The sequence below is a fragment of the Rhodococcus sp. PAMC28707 genome (assembly GCF_004795915.1).
Classification (GTDB): domain Bacteria; phylum Actinomycetota; class Actinomycetes; order Mycobacteriales; family Mycobacteriaceae; genus Rhodococcoides.
The window spans coordinates 3,335,918-3,352,500 of record NZ_CP039253.1 but is presented as its reverse complement, the minus strand read 5'-3'; the positions used below and the strand labels follow the sequence as shown (position 1 = coordinate 3,352,500).

Sequence of the window (16,583 nt, the reverse complement as noted above, 5' to 3'; positions counted from 1 at the left end):
CAGTTTCCCAGGCTTATCCCAGAGTGCAGGGCAGATCACCCACGTGTTACTCACCCGTTCGCCGCTCGTGTACCCCGAAGGGCCTTACCGCTCGACTTGCATGTGTTAAGCACGCCGCCAGCGTTCGTCCTGAGCCAGGATCAAACTCTCCGTAAAAGACTCTAGATATCACAGCCGAAGCTGCTAATCAGTCAAAGACATAAGAGCCAAATCACTAGCAAAAAAACTCAACTAGCTATAAAACAACACCCAACCATAACCACCACAAGCGGATGATCATTCACATCGGATGCTTTCACCAAATATAAAATTCGGCACTGACATTCATCGACACACTGTTGAGTTCTCAAAGAACACGCACACACCACACACCCACGAAAACAATGTCCTCGCAGCGCCTGGGGCAACCGTTCCAGCCTAGCTAATCCAAGCGACTGAGTCAATAACCCCGCCACATCGAATCACCCGGACACGACAACACCATCTTGCCGATCCAGGATTTTCAGTTCAAACGCCGTACAACCTCGTGTCCCGCACCTTTCGGTCCGGGTCGGTGTCCGTGTCGCTCTGACTCGACAAAAGTTACGCGACTCTGACGCCATCTCCAAATCGCCTGGTCAGCGGCCTACGTCAACTCCGCAAGGCGTCGCGAGCGAATCGTCTCGACCAACTGGGAGCGTCGAACACCTCGCTTCGGAAGTACAGCGACGGACCATGGGCGCCGACCAGGTCCAAGAAGTCGACCGTTGGTTGTGCCGCGGAATGGGCGTCGACCAATTTGCTGGTCCCCCACCCCAACGCTTGCATCGTCTCCACGATCATCGCGTTCCGTTGCGTTGCGGATGCCGACGAAGCGAGCGCGACTAGAAACAGCGTTCCGCCGTCGATCTCGTGAGCTTCCTTGCCCAAAGGGACTCGCGACGCACAATGCCTCCAGAGACCGATGGGGTCGTCGGCATATCGAGTTCCCGCTTTCGTGCGTACCAAAGCGCCCTTGAGGACTCGGACCAGACCGAGACGCTTGGCGGCATTGCGCAGATCGGCGACCTGGTGATTGTCGACCTCACGGAGGCTCGCTCCGATCCATCCCAGTCCCCATTCGAGTTCGACGCGCATGGCTTCGACAGCTGCCGGCGGGAAATAGCCACCCGGCGCCAACTGCAATCCGGTGTCACCTACGAGCTCGAGCAACCACAAAAGTTTTTTCATCGCCACAGTTGCAACCGGTAAATCGACAGAGCTTTCGATAGTGAGCTCACATCGCGGTAGCAGCGCCAGCAGAGCGGGCATATGGTCCGGCCGGGCAGTGCTGAAGAGCCGTGCGATCAGCTTCGACGCGACAGCGGCCTCGGCCTCGGCCGATCGCACGGGAGCGCCGGCCCGAAAACCTTCGTTGACACGAGCTACCTCGAACCGCTCGGGATCGAACGGTCCAACCGATTCCCGCAGACTTTCGTATTCCGCGTGGCCCTGGTCTCGGAGTACGTCGAGCAGATGGCGATAGCCGACGGGCCCTCCGCTGTTCTCGGGCGGACACGCACGCGCGCCGTCGAGGCACAGGGTACGAAGATCCTCGTGGAACTCGATGAGGGATTCGAGTTCGACGGTGTGTTTCCATCCGTCGCCGAAATCGTATTCGTATCCGATGACGTCGCCCTCTTTGTCGAGAACGCTATCCAACCTGACGTGCTGTTCGTTGATCACCGACCCAGCTTCGACCAGCGAGGTCTCGAAGTCGTATCGCATGACAGCTACCGACTTCCGTAGCCGGTAGCGGTGCGAATGAGCAGCATTCCACCCCATTACCTGCTGCAGCACCTGATGAAATTCGGGGAGTAAGAGGTCGGACCGGACCTCGAACTTTCGCCACACTGCCGGTTCGACGCCGTCCAATGAGACTCGAATCGTGTATCTCGCGACCGGAGCACCGTAGTCGGCGGACGCGTTGGTGAACGTATCGTCGGCGATCTCGAGCTCGGGACCGTCAGAGCTGTCCAAAAGGTCCGGCACCAGCGTCAGGTGCCGTACGCGTCCAGTGCGATTCCGCATTACTCGACCTTAGTAGCGGCTGCGCTTCGGCAAGGCTCAGACTGCGTTCAGAAAGCCACTGTTGATCGCATCGATGTCGAATGCCAGCTTGTCTGCGTGGTCGGCGAAGGTGGTCACCGTGAGTTGAACCAGATATTGCTTTTCGCTCTGCACGACGAGGTACCGGGTCGTGACGGCCAGTTCCCACTGCTCGGCGACGAATGTTCCCCTGATGAACCGCGATGGATGGCCACCGAACGGGTCGGAGTTCGCCTCTGTTTCGACCCAGCCATCCATCGCGCGGGCATCGGTGAAACTGCAGTCGAGGAGTTCATCGGCGTCGACTCGAGTGGACAGCGAGCCCACAAGCAATACGGCGTTCGGTGCGAACCCGCCTTCGACCAGACCCGGCTCGACAAGAACTTCGGTGGCACCGGGGAATTGTCCTTCGGGCGCCGCTTGCCATCCGGCGGGTACGGGAGCCTCGATGCCGAGTTTCGCGGCCTGAGCACGATGGACCGATGTCACCGCTACGGCGTGCGCCGCGAGGTACTGGGCGACGGTCATGCGATTGGATACACTGCTCTGTTCCACCCGTACATCTCCTGACGTTTCGAGACAATAGAATTTTCGATCGTAAAGTGCACGCTGCTCACGATGTGCCGGGCATCTTCACCCCGGCAGACTCTCGGCAAGCAGCGCCTGTCCGAGGTAGTTCAGTCATCGACGTCCGGCGACGAGCTCTTCCAAGTACCCCGCGACGCCGTCGTCATCGTTCGAAGGCAGCACGCGATGAGCGACAGCCTTGATCTCGGCCATCGCGTTGGCAGTGGTCAAGGCGGTACCCGCCCAGCGCAGCATCGGCAGGTCGTTGAACGCGTCACCTACAGCCGCCACGGCAGCTCGCTCGATCCCGAGTTCCGCACACAGCACCGATAGAGCACTGGCCTTCGACACGCCCGCAGCGGACATCTCTATATATGGTGCGCCCGAATGCGTCAGCTCCACTCCCCCTACCCCTGCTGCAAGAACAGCGTGGAAAAGGTCGACGCTTGGCAGCTCGGGATGTCGGGCGACGATCTTGACGGTCTGCTCCGACGCCGCGGGCAACACGTCGACCGAGACGTCCATCTCGTGGGGGTGTCGATGATGGTCCGCGAAAACACACATCGCTGCATAGTCGTGCTCGGCGACGAACCGAGTCGGACCGACCGTGGCGAAGGCGACTCCGGGAACCAGCTCGCGAACCCTGGTCATAGCAGTGGTGACGACGTCGGATTCGATTCCGGTCGTTTCGGTGACGACCGGTGTGCCGTCAGCGAGGTCGAGCACGACTGCACCGTTGGCGCCGATGGCCTTACCGGTGAATCCACAGGAGGCAGCCAACTCGTCGATCGAATGGCGTGCGCGCGCCGTGGCCCAGACGACCTCGATCCCCGACGCCTGTGCCGCCGCCATCGCTTCGGAGGTACGCGCTGAGATGGTTCTGTCCGAGCGAAGCAGGGTGCCATCGAGGTCGGTGGCGAAAAGTTGGACTGTCACGGCGCCTCTGTCCGTAGTACGAGCACGGTGATCTCACTGGGCGCAAAGACTCGAAACGGCGGTCCCCAGAAACCGGTGCCGCGGCTGGTGTAGAGCTGGGTGTGCTTACCGTGCCTGCTCAGGCCATGCACCGTCGGTTGATCGAGCCGGACCAGGTACTCGAACGGCCAGATCTGCCCGCCGTGGGTATGACCGGAAACCTGCACTTCGACGTCGCGTCGAACTGCCTCGTCGATCTGTTTGGGCTGATGTGCCAGGAGGAAGACCGGCAGGTCCGCGTCGGCTCCCTCGAGCGCACGATCGAGGTCCGCTCCGTGCCCCTCGAGTGTGGAAGCTGCTGCCGTTCGATCGTCCACACCAGCGACGATCAACCTCGCACCGCTACGTTCGACCACGAGGTGCTTGTTGTGCAGGGCCGTCCAGCCCAGCGTCTCCATGTGATCCAGCCAGTCCTGCGCTTCGCCGAAGTATTCATGATTGCCCGTCACGTAAACCTTGGCCAGGGCTGCGCGTGCTCCCCGAAGCGGCTGGACCTGATGCTCCCGCCGCAGGACCGAACCGTCTGCCAGATCTCCGAGGTGACAGAGCACATCGGCTTCCAATGTGTTGACGACGTCGACGACTTTCGCTGACCAATCGGCTCGATCCAACGGGCCGTAATGCGTATCGGTGATCATCACGACCCGGAGTCCGTCGAGTCCGGCACCGAGACGCGGAACCACCACGCTGCGCTCGACAATGCGTGGGACGCGCATCGCCTCGTGATGGCCCCACACCAACAATCCGATGACCACGACGACAACGGCGGCAGCCACAATTCGCGATCGCAGGGGATCTTCCAGACCGGCAAGGGCGAGGAGCACTCCGACAATCCAACCGAGTGCACTCCACACGAACAGCACCCACACGGTTCCGAGCAACATGTCACCGATCAGTGCTGCGCGGTCATGGGCGCGCGCGTGTCCGCGGGCCATGGACACCGGCAAGGCGATCGCAGCGGCGACGAACAGAACGCAGCCGAATATTCGCATCGAGAACGGCCAGTCGGAACCGGAGAAGAAAAGCGTCCACAGTGGGACGCCGAACAGCAGTGCGAGGACGATCAGAACTGTCGGTGCGATCAGCCATCTACGTCGGGAAGGCGCCGACTCGGGCGGGTGGATCTGAGTGTCATCGGTCGGTTGTGAATCCGCCATGTGTTTTCCTCGCTGCAGAGACGGCGAAATTCCAGGACAAGTGGCTGGGAGATCCGACTCAGCTGAGCGCCTCTGCGATGGGGGTGTCGCCGTTGTCGAATTCGATGACACGTCCGATGGTTGCCGGAGTGTCGACGGTTTCGGCCACTACGGCTGCGACGTCGTCCCGGGTGACCGAAGCGCCTGTGGCACCGTTGCCTTTGGTGGTGATCGATCCGGTACCGGGATCGAGTGTCAACGCACTTGGTCCCAGGATCGTCCAGGACAACGACGTAGATTTCAGGTACGCGTCGGCGGCCGCCTTGGCCTCCGCGTACGCGAAGAAGGAATTGCTCGGATCCACTCCATGCTGGGTCCCCGCCCCGAAATACGACACCATGACATAGCGCGTGATGCCCACTCGCCCGGCAGCGTCCATCGAGCGAATTGCTGCATCACGGTCGACGGCATACGTTCGGTCCGCACTGCCGCCGCCCGCGCCTGCAGCCCATACGACTGTGTCGAAGCCATCGAGTAACGCCGCAATCTTCTCGACATCGAGGTTCTCGATATCGGCCACCAACGGTGTGGCGCCCACGTTCGCGATGTCGGCGACGTGATTCGGGTTACGAACGATCGACCCCACCTCGTGTCCGCGCTCTACGAGCAACGGCGCCAGACGGAGCGCCACCTGTCCGTGTCCTCCGAAAATGGCGATTCGCGACATTGGCACTCCTTCGACAGACACAGTCGGACGCCGTCCACGCTATCGCATTTGCCTCGGTCAGCTGTCGTGGCCACGTCCTCCATCGTGATAGCCGTTGATGGGCAACTCAACAGACGGAAACAGGTACTCGGGGGCTTCACTCGGAACCGTCCACATGTCGTACTTCTCGCCTTCGGGCGCTGACTGCCACGCATTCCACGGCGTTTCCGCAGTGGCGCTCGTCAGGCTGGTGTCGGGACGTTCCACTGCATGATCAGCCTGCGCATCCACTGGCGTATCCACCGAGTTGTCCACCGGCATGTCCTCGGCTTGCACATCATCGTGCGATCGATCCAAATCGACCGGAATCCACTCCTCGGTCACCGTTTCCGCGGGCGAAATCGAAATCGTATTAGGTTCGATTCCCAACGCGGACAATGTATTCCACAAATCCTCCAGAGCGGCCTCGACATCGAGGTAGTACTCCGACTCGCGCACGCGCCAGAACGTCCAGCCACAACGTTTCAGTTCCTGCTCGCGCTGAAGGTCTGCCAGACGACGCTCCGGAGTTGACTGAATCGAGTCACCATCGCATTCCACGGCGAGCCTGGACACCTGCCCGGTGACCACCAGGTCGATACGTCGATTGTTCACCTCGAAGCCAGGGTTGACGTGATATCCACGATCCCTCAGATCGACGAACAGTCGCTGCTCGAACAGACTCTCGAACTCGCTGCGCCGAACATCCGGCGTGACATCGCGCGGCATCGGATTCGCAGGCGCAGGCGAGGTCGATGTGACATACGCGAGCAACGAGTTCCGTAGGTCGGATCGCTTGAGCCGATCGACCGTGACCGAGTGGAACAACCAAAGTTGATCCTGCGCACGCGAGGCCGCGACATTGAACCGCCTCTTGTACTGGCTTGCACTGAGAGCGGGAAAGTCCTGGTTCGGTGCGACCACCATCGACAGGAATACGACGCTTCGTTCGTCTCCCTGAAAGTCCGGTGGTGTCCCGACTCGGAGCCTTCGATCCGCCCACTGGTCGATTCCGATGCGCTTGATCAATTCGTTTCGGATTTCATCGACCTGAGCCGTTCCCTGCAGCACGACGACGCCGAAGGTCTTACCGTCGTACAGGGGATCGGCAAGGCATTCGAGGATCTGACCGGCGATGGCTTGCCCCTCGGCATGATTGACGAGCGAAGCGCCCTTCCCTCTTACCAATGCATCGGGTACGAAAGTATGGCGAAGCGGCGGGAGCCTGTCCGCGCCGAATTGACGCACAGGAACCAGGGGCGAATCTCCATAGAATTGTTGCGATGACCAGTTGATGATTTCCGGCATCGATCGAAAGTGCTCGCGCAGACGGACGACTTGGCCGAAACGCGTGCGCAGCATCGAGAACAGTGACGACCGTGGAGTCAACGTCGCACGAACATGTTCGGGCAGATCCGGCAGGTACACGTCCAGTCGGGTGAACACGTCTTCGAGCGTTCCCGCCTGCGGGACGTCTGCGGGTGCACATTGCCGATCGTCACCGACGACGATCACCCGTGGTGCGAGATACAGCAGAAACAGGCTGCTGATGTCGGCCTGGCTGGCTTCGTCGACGATCACGACGTCGAAACTGTCCGCTATGGGCGGCACTGTCGCCAAGACCTGAGCGAGGGGCATGACCCACGCCGGAACTGCACTTTGCGCATCTCTCATAGCCGAGCGCGCAGCGCTGCGGAACGTTTCCGCGTATCGACCTGCGCCTGCCCCGATCGACGACATGTGTTCCCGATACGTTTGCAACGCACGCACTTCCACAGCCGTCATGCGCTCGAGACAGTCGCGCCAGGCCATCGCAGCCGCCAGCTGAGCCGTCAGGTACTTCAGATCAGCGTCGAGTGCGTTCAGTTCGACATCGAGCTGATGTTCGACACCGCCGCGATGCTGTTCGCTTACCCACTCACGCGCTCGACGCCAGGCCCATGCCTTGGACATCTGCCAACTGATTTCATCCCAGTCGGAGTCACCGGCCGTGTCGAGAACCAGTTGGTACAACGCGGGTGCAGCATCGGCGAGTTTCTTCGCCAACTCGTCCTGTACCCGCTGATCGTCCTGCTCCTGGCATGCGGCGATGTACTTCCCCGACGCCTCGGCAACGGCGTCCTCGTCGGCCGAGTTCAGCGCCGTCACGAGAGCTGTTCCCTCGGGAGACGGTCCGATATCCACCTGCGTTGCAACGGAATACAGAATTTTACTCAGTTCGGCCGTGGCCACGTCTGCATCGATACGGGTAGCAATCGCCCTTGCCGACCCAGCGAACTGCGCCGCGTCGTCGAGGCTTCGAATCCACGGTGCCGAAGGCGACACTGCGTACAGCTTCTCGACCAACGCGTCGCGCGCATGCAGAACACCTGCCACCAACGTCAGCTTGTCACTGACGAGCCGAAGATCGTTCACACGTCGTGACCGGGGTCCGTCGGTGGACACCGAGATCCGCAGGTCCCCGAGCAGGGTCGCCGCGGTGCTTACGATATCGAGAGCACGAATGTGCTCTGTCACGAGCCTGCCGGCGCTCGCCGACGCAACTGGAACGCCATCGACGGTCGCCGTGATACCAAGATCCTCGACCACACGCTGCTGTTCGCTTTTTCGGAACCGAAGCTTCCACTCGATCCCCGATTCCAAAGCGACAGTGAGGGATTCCATCGCGTTGAGCGCAGCGGTCGTCGACGAGGAACACTGCACATCATGGGCACCGATGAAGCGATCGGCCCGAGCCGCAACCTCGGCCATGGAGGAAATACCGCTTACCCGTGACCAAAGGTGCGCAGCTTCGCCGGACAACACGGAATCGGTCAATTGCTGGAAGAGTTGGTCCAGTTCGAGAACGTCACGCACTCGCGCGTCGAGTTCTTCGCACAGTTGCCGAATACCCAGAGCTGCAGCCGGATCGACTCCGCCGAGGAACTCGACAAGCCTGGACGAATGCTCGGACTCCACATGAACCTTGGCGCTCGCTCGCCGACACAACAATCGTAGTTCGGCCGAATTCGGCAGAATGGTATCCAGCCGTGGGAGTGACTGCCCAGCTCGGGCCGCACGCCCGTCCGGCGCGGTCGCGATCAACTTCCGCAGCCGATCCACCTCGGTTCCGATCAGCGTGGGGCGATCCGTCGACAGCGGTCCCGGCAGCCACTCGTGAGCCTCTTCCGCTGCCTTGACCTTGCGGACGATCGCAGCCGCGGTTCCCTCGAATCCATCGGAAACATACTGATGCACAACAGTTTCCGACACGCGCAGGTCAGCGATGGCATCGAGCAGCACGGCACGCCGCGCCGAAGCATCCGACCGTCGCGCGGTCAATGACGCGATCTTCTCGGCCGCATCCACGTCGTTGTACGCCGCTTTGCGATCTGCGATACGAGCGACACTGCGATTGAGCTCCTCGGATCCACCGCGCCCGAGATCGGTGATCGAGACGCAAAGCTCCTGAAGTTCGGGTGGAAGTTTGTCCCGAAGCACGCGAAGCGCCTGTGACTTCTCACTGGTGACGAGCACACGCTGGCCGCGGGCGAGCAATGCCGACACCAGATTCGCGATGGTGTGCGTCTTCCCGGTACCGGGAGGACCTTCGACCACTACACCGCTGTCACGGCCTAGCCTGCGCAGGATCTGCGACTGTTCGGCGTTCGCCGGAAGCGGAAAGAGTGGATCCGTAGCGAGCGACCGAGTCTCGGCCGCACCCATTCGCTCCAACCAGGCCAAGCGTTCGGCGGGTTCGATGGGCTCCACCAACTGCGCCAAACCGAGCGGAAGCCTCGAACCTGGCTTGGCAAGATCCGCGATCATCTGTTCGTAGTAGTCACGCAGCGCAAAGGCATTTCGTTTACGCATGACCAGGGCGGGCGACAACGTCACCGTCGCCCCACACTCGGGAGCGTCGGCGGTAAACGGCCGATCCAGATCGGCTCGAACGTCGACCGGTATGTCCAGCGCAGTATCGGCCCACTCCACGAGTAGGGACACGACGTCGTCGTCGAGAGGTGAGGTGATGCGCCTCGGCAGGTCACCCTGCATCTTCACCGAACCGGACGGGTCGAATCCGGCCCGGCCGGTCAGCAGCTGAGTGTCCTCGAATCGCGGTTGAGAATTGGCAGCGAGCTTGACCAGCAGGTCTCCGGTGCGGACGTCCAACTCGATTGCTGCCGACTGGGTCAGCAAGTGCGTCTCGACCGCTTCTGCAGTTCCCTGAGCCGAAAGACTCAACAGGCCTGAGGCGACTACCAGCTCGATTGACTCCGGTTGCGAAGTCAGTTCTTGCATCATCAGCTGAAGAGCGTGGTAGAGCGAGGCTTCCGGTCGCTGCTCTCGATCCGATTCTGCCCATCGACGCCACTCGGTCGAATACGTTTCGAACGCACGTCGAACCTGGTAGGCATGTCGGACATCGAAGTCGGCGTCGGCATCGACGTCCTCGCTCGTAGGTGATGCCAAAGCCGACTCGATCAATTCGATATCCAGATGACGGCTGTCGGCCACCATCTCGGTATCGACGAATCCTTCGAGGATCTCCGGGAGCTTCGGCGGTTCTTCGAACTCGACCCGCCGGGCCCTGAGTACGACGCCGCCTTGCTCTGCCGACGCATCCAGGTGAGACGCGGGCGAGTCGGCCTGAAGCCACTCGACACGAAGGTGTTTTTCGTAATGCAAAACGGGCTCGGTGCGAGCGGTGACGATCTCGCGCAGGAATTGCAGCATGCGCAGAACCCTGTCCGTGAGCTCTTCATGCCCTTCCGTCAATACTTCGCCCTCCACGAAAACGCCCCCTTCAGCCGGGCCCCTGCTGGGATCCGGCTGCTGGCCACGATCGGGAACCGATGCATTCGACACTGTTGAACCTCTGAAATCCTCGAACGGCCGTCCTTTAACCGGGACGGTGCTTGCGCGCACGCACCAGACTAGTCTCTGTGTCCGGGTTGATCATGGTCTACGGACCCTAGGTTCTTTTCGTCGTGGTAGATCACAAGAAGTGGAAGAAAAAGCCCATTCGGGTTCACAGCGGATGCCCTATCGCGCTCGATCGGCAGTTTCGGGCCCGGATTCTGAATTTCGCGTTTTATGTCCGATTCCAATCGGTGCCGAGTGACACGTACCGACCGGTAACGTACCTGCCGGTAATGAATGGTCGTCGCCGACACCGAAATGTCCGTTGTCGCAACGCTACTCGTCAGTATTCCGTCAAGCATTCGGCGACCTTTTTTGGCAGCATTTCAAAACTTCGGTGAAATACATTGCCGTAGTGAAGGTTTGAACGAAGCGAGATCAATCACATCGACCCATATCGCCGTTGACATGGTAAGAATCGTGTGATCCGTTAGAATAAGACGACATTCAGACCTGTTCCACGTCTTCGACGAGGGATCAGCGGGGTAACGAACGAGATCGAGGTCGATGCGTGGGGGCTGTTACATCGACTCCCACTTTCGTCCACACACAAGCTTCTCGAGATCGAGTGTGTCGTTCGATCCCCAGCAAGCCCGATATGTGACAAGAACCCGCGGGCGTTCGACGTGCCGGCATTCGAGAAAAGCATTTTCACCCACCTGACGGAGAGAGAAACGTTGTTCAAACGGATTGCAGTAGTGAACAGAGGCGAGGCGGCAGTACGCCTGATCAGGGCCGTCAAGGAACTCAACGCCGAGTTCGACTACGGCATTCGGACGGTCGCCCTCCACACCGAGGCAGAACGCCGCGCAATGTTCGTCAGGCGGGCCGACGAGACCGTCGTTCTACGTAAGCCCGAGGTGGGTTCCGCGTACCTCGATCACGCAGAACTCGAGCGGGCACTCGTCGAATCCGGCGCTGACGCCGTGTGGGTCGGATGGGGCTTCGTCGCCGAAGATCCAGCGTTCGCCGACCTCTGTGCACGACTGAAGATCACCTTCATCGGACCTTCCGCCGACGCGATGCGCCTCCTCGGGGACAAAGTCGAGGCGAAACTACTCGCCGAACGGGTCGGTGTTCCCGTCGCACCGTGGAGCGGCGGACCCGTCGAAACACGAGCCGACGCTCGCAGGCACGCACAGGCCATCGGCTACCCACTGATCATCAAGGCTCGCAGCGGTGGCGGCGGTCGCGGCATCCGCAAGGTCTACGAGGAGAGCGAACTCGAACTCGCACTCGAACGTACGCAGGGTGAAGCCGAACGCTCGTTCGGCGACCCGGTGGTATTCATCGAGCGACTCGTCACCGACGCCCGCCACGTCGAGGTCCAGGTCATCGCCGACAACCACGGCAACGTCTGGGCTCCGGGCGTACGCGACTGCTCCATCCAGCGTCGCAATCAGAAGGTCATCGAAGAATCCAGCTCGCCGGTCCTGACGCAAGAGCAAGCCGATCACCTGCGCACCGTCTCCAGCGAACTCGTGCGCGCCGCCTCGTACACCGGCGCTGGGACAGTGGAGTACCTCTACCAGCCCGAGCAGAAGATCTTCACCTTCCTCGAAGTCAACACCCGACTCCAGGTCGAACACCCCATCACCGAATTCACCACGGGTATCGACCTGGTGAAACTGCAAATTCTCGTCGCCAACGGTGATCACCTCGAAGGTGATTGCCCACCCGAGTTCGGCCACGCCATCGAAGCGCGTCTGAACGCCGAGGACGCCGACAACGGTTTCGCACCCGCACCGGGAACCGTCGAACTTCTCAAGTTTCCCCTCGGCAGCGGCATCCGCGTCGACACCGGCATTGCACAGGGCGACGTCATTCCCCCCGACTACGACTCCATGGTGGCGAAGGTCATCGCATGGGGGCGTGACCGAGGTGAAGCACTCGCCCGGCTGCGCAACGCGCTCCGCGAGACGACTGTCGTCATCGACGGTGGAACGACCACCAAGTCGTTTCTGATCGATCTACTCGACCGTGAAGAGGTCGTTTCCGCCTCCGCCGACACCGGCTGGCTCGATAGATCCGAAGCAGGAACGGCCACCGGCCCGACGGCCGTGGCAGACATCGCGCTCATCGCCGCAGCAATCGATGCCTACGACGTCGAGGAAGGACGCGAGCGTGCCGCATTCCTGTCCTCGGCCCGCGGTGGCCGTCCTCGTGCAAGCCACACCATCGGCCGGACCGTAGAACTGAACTACCAGGGTCAGGCATACAAGCTCGGCGTCGGTCAGATCGGACCGCACCTCTACCGCGTCGATGGAGACAGTGGCGTTGTTCAGGTCGACATCGAGCGCCTCGGTCAGTACGAGAGCCGCCTCGTCCTCGGCAATCGCCGCTTTTCGATCGTCACCGTCGCCGGCGCCGCGCACTTCCTCGTCGAGGTAGATGGCATCAGTCATCAGATAAGCCAGGACGAAGCCGGACTGGTCCGTGCTCCAGCGCCCGCCGTCGTCGTTGCCGTGCCGGTTGCGGTCGGTGACGAGGTCGAGGCAGGCCAGACCTTGGTCGTGCTCGAGAGCATGAAGATGGAAACTGCTGTCCGGTCGCCGTACGCCGGCCGCGTACGCGAGGTCTTGGCCTCGGTCAACGGCCAGGTCGATTCCGGTGCCGCGCTGCTGCGTGTCGATCAGGCCGGCGAGCAGAAGGCATCCACGCAGACAGCTCGGGTGGAGTTTCGTATCGTGGACCGACCCGAGGGTGAGACACCGCGATGCAAAGCGCTGTCGTATCTCGACGAGCTGTCAGCCCTCATCACCGGTTTCGACGTCAATGCCTCCCGTGTACAGGCTCTGCTCTCCGACTACGAGACAGTGCGCAACGAGGTAGCGTGCGACGATTCTCAGGTCGTCGACGCAGAGTTGGCACTGCTCAACACATTCGCCGATATGTGCGAACTCTCCCGCAACCGTCCCACCATGGACGAGGAGAACACGGACGAACGGGTGCACAGCCCGCGCGAACACTTCCACTCATTTCTGCACTCTCTCGACGCAGACATCCAGGGACTGCCGGAATCGTTCCGCGGCAAGCTTTCTCGTGCACTCAAGCACTACGGCGCCGAGGACCTCGAACGCAGTCCAGAACTCGAAGAGGCCGTGTATCGGGTCTTCCTCGCACTTCAACGTATCGAGAATCAAGTTCCGGTCGTCTCGGCACTCCTCGATCGTTGGATGACGGACTCGGCAGCACAGCCCGCTGCAGGTTCGGCCATCGGTGAGGTTCTCGAGCGGCTGATCGTTGCGACTCAAGCCCGGTACCCCATCATCGGTGACGTCGCTCGCAACCTGCGCTTTCGTCTTTTCGACGCCCCTTCGATCCGTCGTTCACGCGACCAGGTCCACGACGGGGTCCGTGGCAGCTTGCAGTACCTTGCCGAAAACCCCGACGCGTCGGACTACGCAGCTCGCATCGATGCGCTCGTCTCCACCCCCGAGCCGTTGATCGATCTGCTGGGTTCACGGATCGACGCGCCCGGTGCACTGCTCGAGGTCATCACTCGCCAGTATTACGAGATCCGCGATCTCGAAGACGTCGAGGCATTCGACCGAGACGGGGTTCGTTTCGTCACCGGTAATTTCGAGCTCGCCGGCGAGCGACTCCAGTTGGTCTCGGCCGCAACCACGTTCGCTACGCTGTCCGCCACGATCGATGCGATCGACGACATCGCCGGGCCTGCTCCGGAACACCTCGCCGTCGACCTGTATCTGGCGTGGCCCGATGCCCCGGCCAGCGGCGACGACATCGCGAGGACCGTCCAGTCCGTTCTCACCGAACATCCTCGGACCAAGAACTGGCGTCGGATCACGATCACCGTATGCGGCACCGATATTCGCCATGTAACGTTCCGACGCCCGAGCGTCGAGGGTTCCGAACCTTTGGCCGAGGATCTCGCCATTCGCGACATGCATCCATTGACCGGGCAGCGCCTGGATCTCTGGCGCCTCAAGAACTTCGACGGCACCAGGCTTCCCGCAACGCCCGGAACTTACTTGTTCCATCTGACGGCGAAAGAGAATCCGTCCGACGAGCGATTGATGGCTCTTGCCGAAATTCGTGGAGTGACAACGCAACTCGATGACAACGGCATCGTCGTCGCTGTTCCCGAGATCGAAAGAACCGTCGCCTCCTGCCTCGACGGGATCCGGCGCGCCCAGAGCCAGCGGGGTAAGAACCGGCTCGACGCGAACCGTGTCACGCTCTACGTGTGGCCGGTACTCGATGTGCCCGAGGATCGCCTCGCTGCAATTGCACGGCACATTGCGCCGTCCACCATCGGTGCCGGGCTCGAAGAAATCACGATGATCGCCAGGCTGAGGAACCGACCGAGTGCGCCTGTTCGCGAGGTCGCAATCCGATTCTCGTATCGCTCCGGCGCGGGTGTCGTCGCCAAGGTCACCGACAGGCCGACCGAGCCACTACGCCCGCTGGACGAATACACCCAGAAGGTTCAGCGCTCGCAGGCACGCGGAACCGTGTACCCATACGAGCTGATCCCCCTGCTCACGGGCTCGAGTGGGACGTTCACCGAGTACGACTTCGACGAGACCGCCACCCTGGCTCCTGTCGATCGACCGTACGGCCGGAATACAGCGGGCATCATCGTCGGACTCGTGTCGACTCCGTCCGATCGCTATCCCGAAGGCGTCACCCGAATTGCCTTGTTCGGTGACCCGACCAAGTCGCTGGGAACCGTTGCCGAGGCCGAGTGCTCGCGGATCGTCGCAGCAATCGACCTTGCCGAGCGCCTCGGCGCTCCGGTCGAGTGGTTCGCCCTTTCCTCCGGTGCCACCATCTCGATGAGTACCGGTACCGAGAACATGGACTGGGTATCGCGTGGGCTTCGTCGCATCATCACGTTCACCCAGGCAGGCGGCGAGATCAACATCGTCGTCGCAGGCATCAACGTCGGCGCACAGCCGTACTGGAATGCCGAGGCCACGATGTTGGCGCACACCAAGGGCATTCTCGTGATGACCCCGGACAGTGCCATGGTCCTGACCGGCAAGCAGTCACTCGACTACTCCGGCGGCGTCTCCGCCGAGGACAACTTCGGCATCGGCGGTTACGACCGAGTCATGGGCCCGAACGGCCAGGCACAGTACTGGGCGCCGAACCTGCGTGCCGCGTGTGAGGTGCTCTTCGCGCACTACGAACATGCCTATACGGCACCGGGTGAGAAGTTCCCGCGACGCGCACTCACCACCGACCCGACCGAACGCGACGTGCGGAGCTACCCCCACGTCCACCCGTCTAGCGACTTCACCACCGTCGGTGACATCTTCTCCTCCGCAACCAACCCGGATCGTAAGAAGCCGTTCGACATTCGCACGGTCATGCGTGCCGTCGTCGACCAGGATCACACCGTCCTCGAACGGTGGGCAGACATGGCCGACGCGGACACTTCGGTCGTCTTCGACGCCCACCTGGCGGGTATTCCGGTCAGCGTCATCGGCATCGAGTCGCGGGCGATCCCGCGTAAGGGATGGTTCCCGTCCGACGGTCCCGACCAGTGGACCTCGGGCACACTGTTCCCGAATTCCTCGAAGAAGACCGCACGGGCCATCAACGCCGCCAGCGGAAGCCGGCCGATCGTGGTGCTCGCCAACCTGTCCGGGTTCGACGGTTCACCGGAATCCCTACGCAATATTCAGCTCGAGTACGGCGCCGAGATCGGCCGCGCGATAGTCAACTTCGACGGTCCGGTCGTGTTCTGCGTCGTATCGCGCTACCACGGAGGCGCATTCGTGGTGTTCTCCGGAGCACTCAACGACAACATGGAGGTGTTGGCAGTCGAGGGATCGTTCGCTTCGGTTCTCGGTGGCGCACCGGCAGCGGCAGTGGTGTTCACGCGGGACGTCAACGCCAGGACTGCAGCCGATCCGCGCGTCCGCGACATCGAGGCGAAGCTGACGGCCGCCGAGACGGACGCCGAACGCGCGCGCATCCGCGTGGAGTTGGCAACCGAGCGCGGCAACGTCCGCAACTCGAAGCTCGGTGAAGTGGCCGCCGAATTCGAGGCGATTCACAACATCCAACGCGCACAGAAGGTCGGGTCGGTGGATCATATCGTCCCCGCTGCCGAGCTACGTCCGCAGATCATCGCTGCCATAGAGCGTGGAATGGCTCGCGCGCAGTAGCGATTTCACCTCGAACGCACCCCCGGCCGCTCTGCGGCCGGGGGTGCG

Annotated in this window: 7 protein-coding genes and 1 rRNA gene (1 of these 8 cut by a window edge); 1 reads left to right on the top strand and 7 read right to left on the bottom strand. The window is 61.6% G+C overall.

Annotated features, from left to right (window positions below; genetic code table 11):
- The 7 genes from E5720_RS15395 to E5720_RS15365 all read right to left on the bottom strand — a co-directional run.
- A 16S ribosomal RNA gene (locus E5720_RS15395) occupies nt 1-156 on the bottom strand; it reaches 1,362 nt to the left of the window's first position.
- Between the two features lie 474 nt (nt 157-630).
- Nucleotides 631-2,049, bottom strand: a complete 1,419-nt coding sequence (locus E5720_RS15390; RefSeq protein ID WP_136171368.1) for a plasmid pRiA4b ORF-3 family protein — start codon at nt 2,047-2,049, stop codon at nt 631-633.
- Between the two features lie 36 nt (nt 2,050-2,085).
- Complete coding sequence (locus E5720_RS15385; protein WP_247595984.1) at nt 2,086-2,622, bottom strand: LpqN/LpqT family lipoprotein; 537 nt, start codon at nt 2,620-2,622, stop codon at nt 2,086-2,088.
- A 126-nt stretch (nt 2,623-2,748) separates the two neighbouring features.
- A complete protein-coding gene (locus E5720_RS15380) occupies nt 2,749-3,570 on the bottom strand; it encodes a Cof-type HAD-IIB family hydrolase (RefSeq protein ID WP_136171367.1) in 822 nt (273 codons plus the stop codon).
- Nucleotides 3,567-4,766, bottom strand: coding sequence for a metallophosphoesterase (locus tag E5720_RS15375; protein ID WP_136171366.1), 1,200 nt, complete (start codon nt 4,764-4,766; stop codon nt 3,567-3,569). Before E5720_RS15375 ends, E5720_RS15380 begins: the two co-directional genes overlap by 4 nt.
- Nucleotides 4,767-4,824: 58 nt before the next feature.
- Complete coding sequence (locus E5720_RS15370; RefSeq protein ID WP_136171365.1) at nt 4,825-5,472, bottom strand: NAD(P)H-binding protein; 648 nt, start codon at nt 5,470-5,472, stop codon at nt 4,825-4,827.
- Between the two features lie 57 nt (nt 5,473-5,529).
- On the bottom strand, nt 5,530-10,206 hold the full coding sequence (locus E5720_RS15365; protein ID WP_136172734.1) for an AAA domain-containing protein: 4,677 nt from the start codon (nt 10,204-10,206) through the stop codon (nt 5,530-5,532).
- 863 nt (nt 10,207-11,069) lie between these two features.
- Between E5720_RS15365 and E5720_RS15360 the strand changes: the two genes are divergently transcribed.
- The gene (locus E5720_RS15360; RefSeq protein ID WP_136171364.1) at nt 11,070-16,535 is read left to right on the top strand and encodes a carboxyl transferase domain-containing protein; all 5,466 of its coding nucleotides are present in this window, start codon (nt 11,070-11,072) and stop codon (nt 16,533-16,535) included.
- Nucleotides 16,536-16,583: the final 48 nt, after the last annotated feature.

Excerpts from the sequence above, each read along its gene's own strand:
- E5720_RS15390 (WP_136171368.1), bottom strand. The coding sequence starts at position 2,049 with ATGCGGAATCGCACTGGACGCGTACGGCACCTGACGCTGGTGCCGGAC.
- E5720_RS15375 (WP_136171366.1), bottom strand. The coding sequence starts at position 4,766 with ATGGCGGATTCACAACCGACCGATGACACTCAGATCCACCCGCCCGAG.
- E5720_RS15370 (WP_136171365.1), bottom strand. The coding sequence starts at position 5,472 with ATGTCGCGAATCGCCATTTTCGGAGGACACGGACAGGTGGCGCTCCGT.
- E5720_RS15365 (WP_136172734.1), bottom strand. The coding sequence starts at position 10,206 with ATGCTGCAATTCCTGCGCGAGATCGTCACCGCTCGCACCGAGCCCGTT.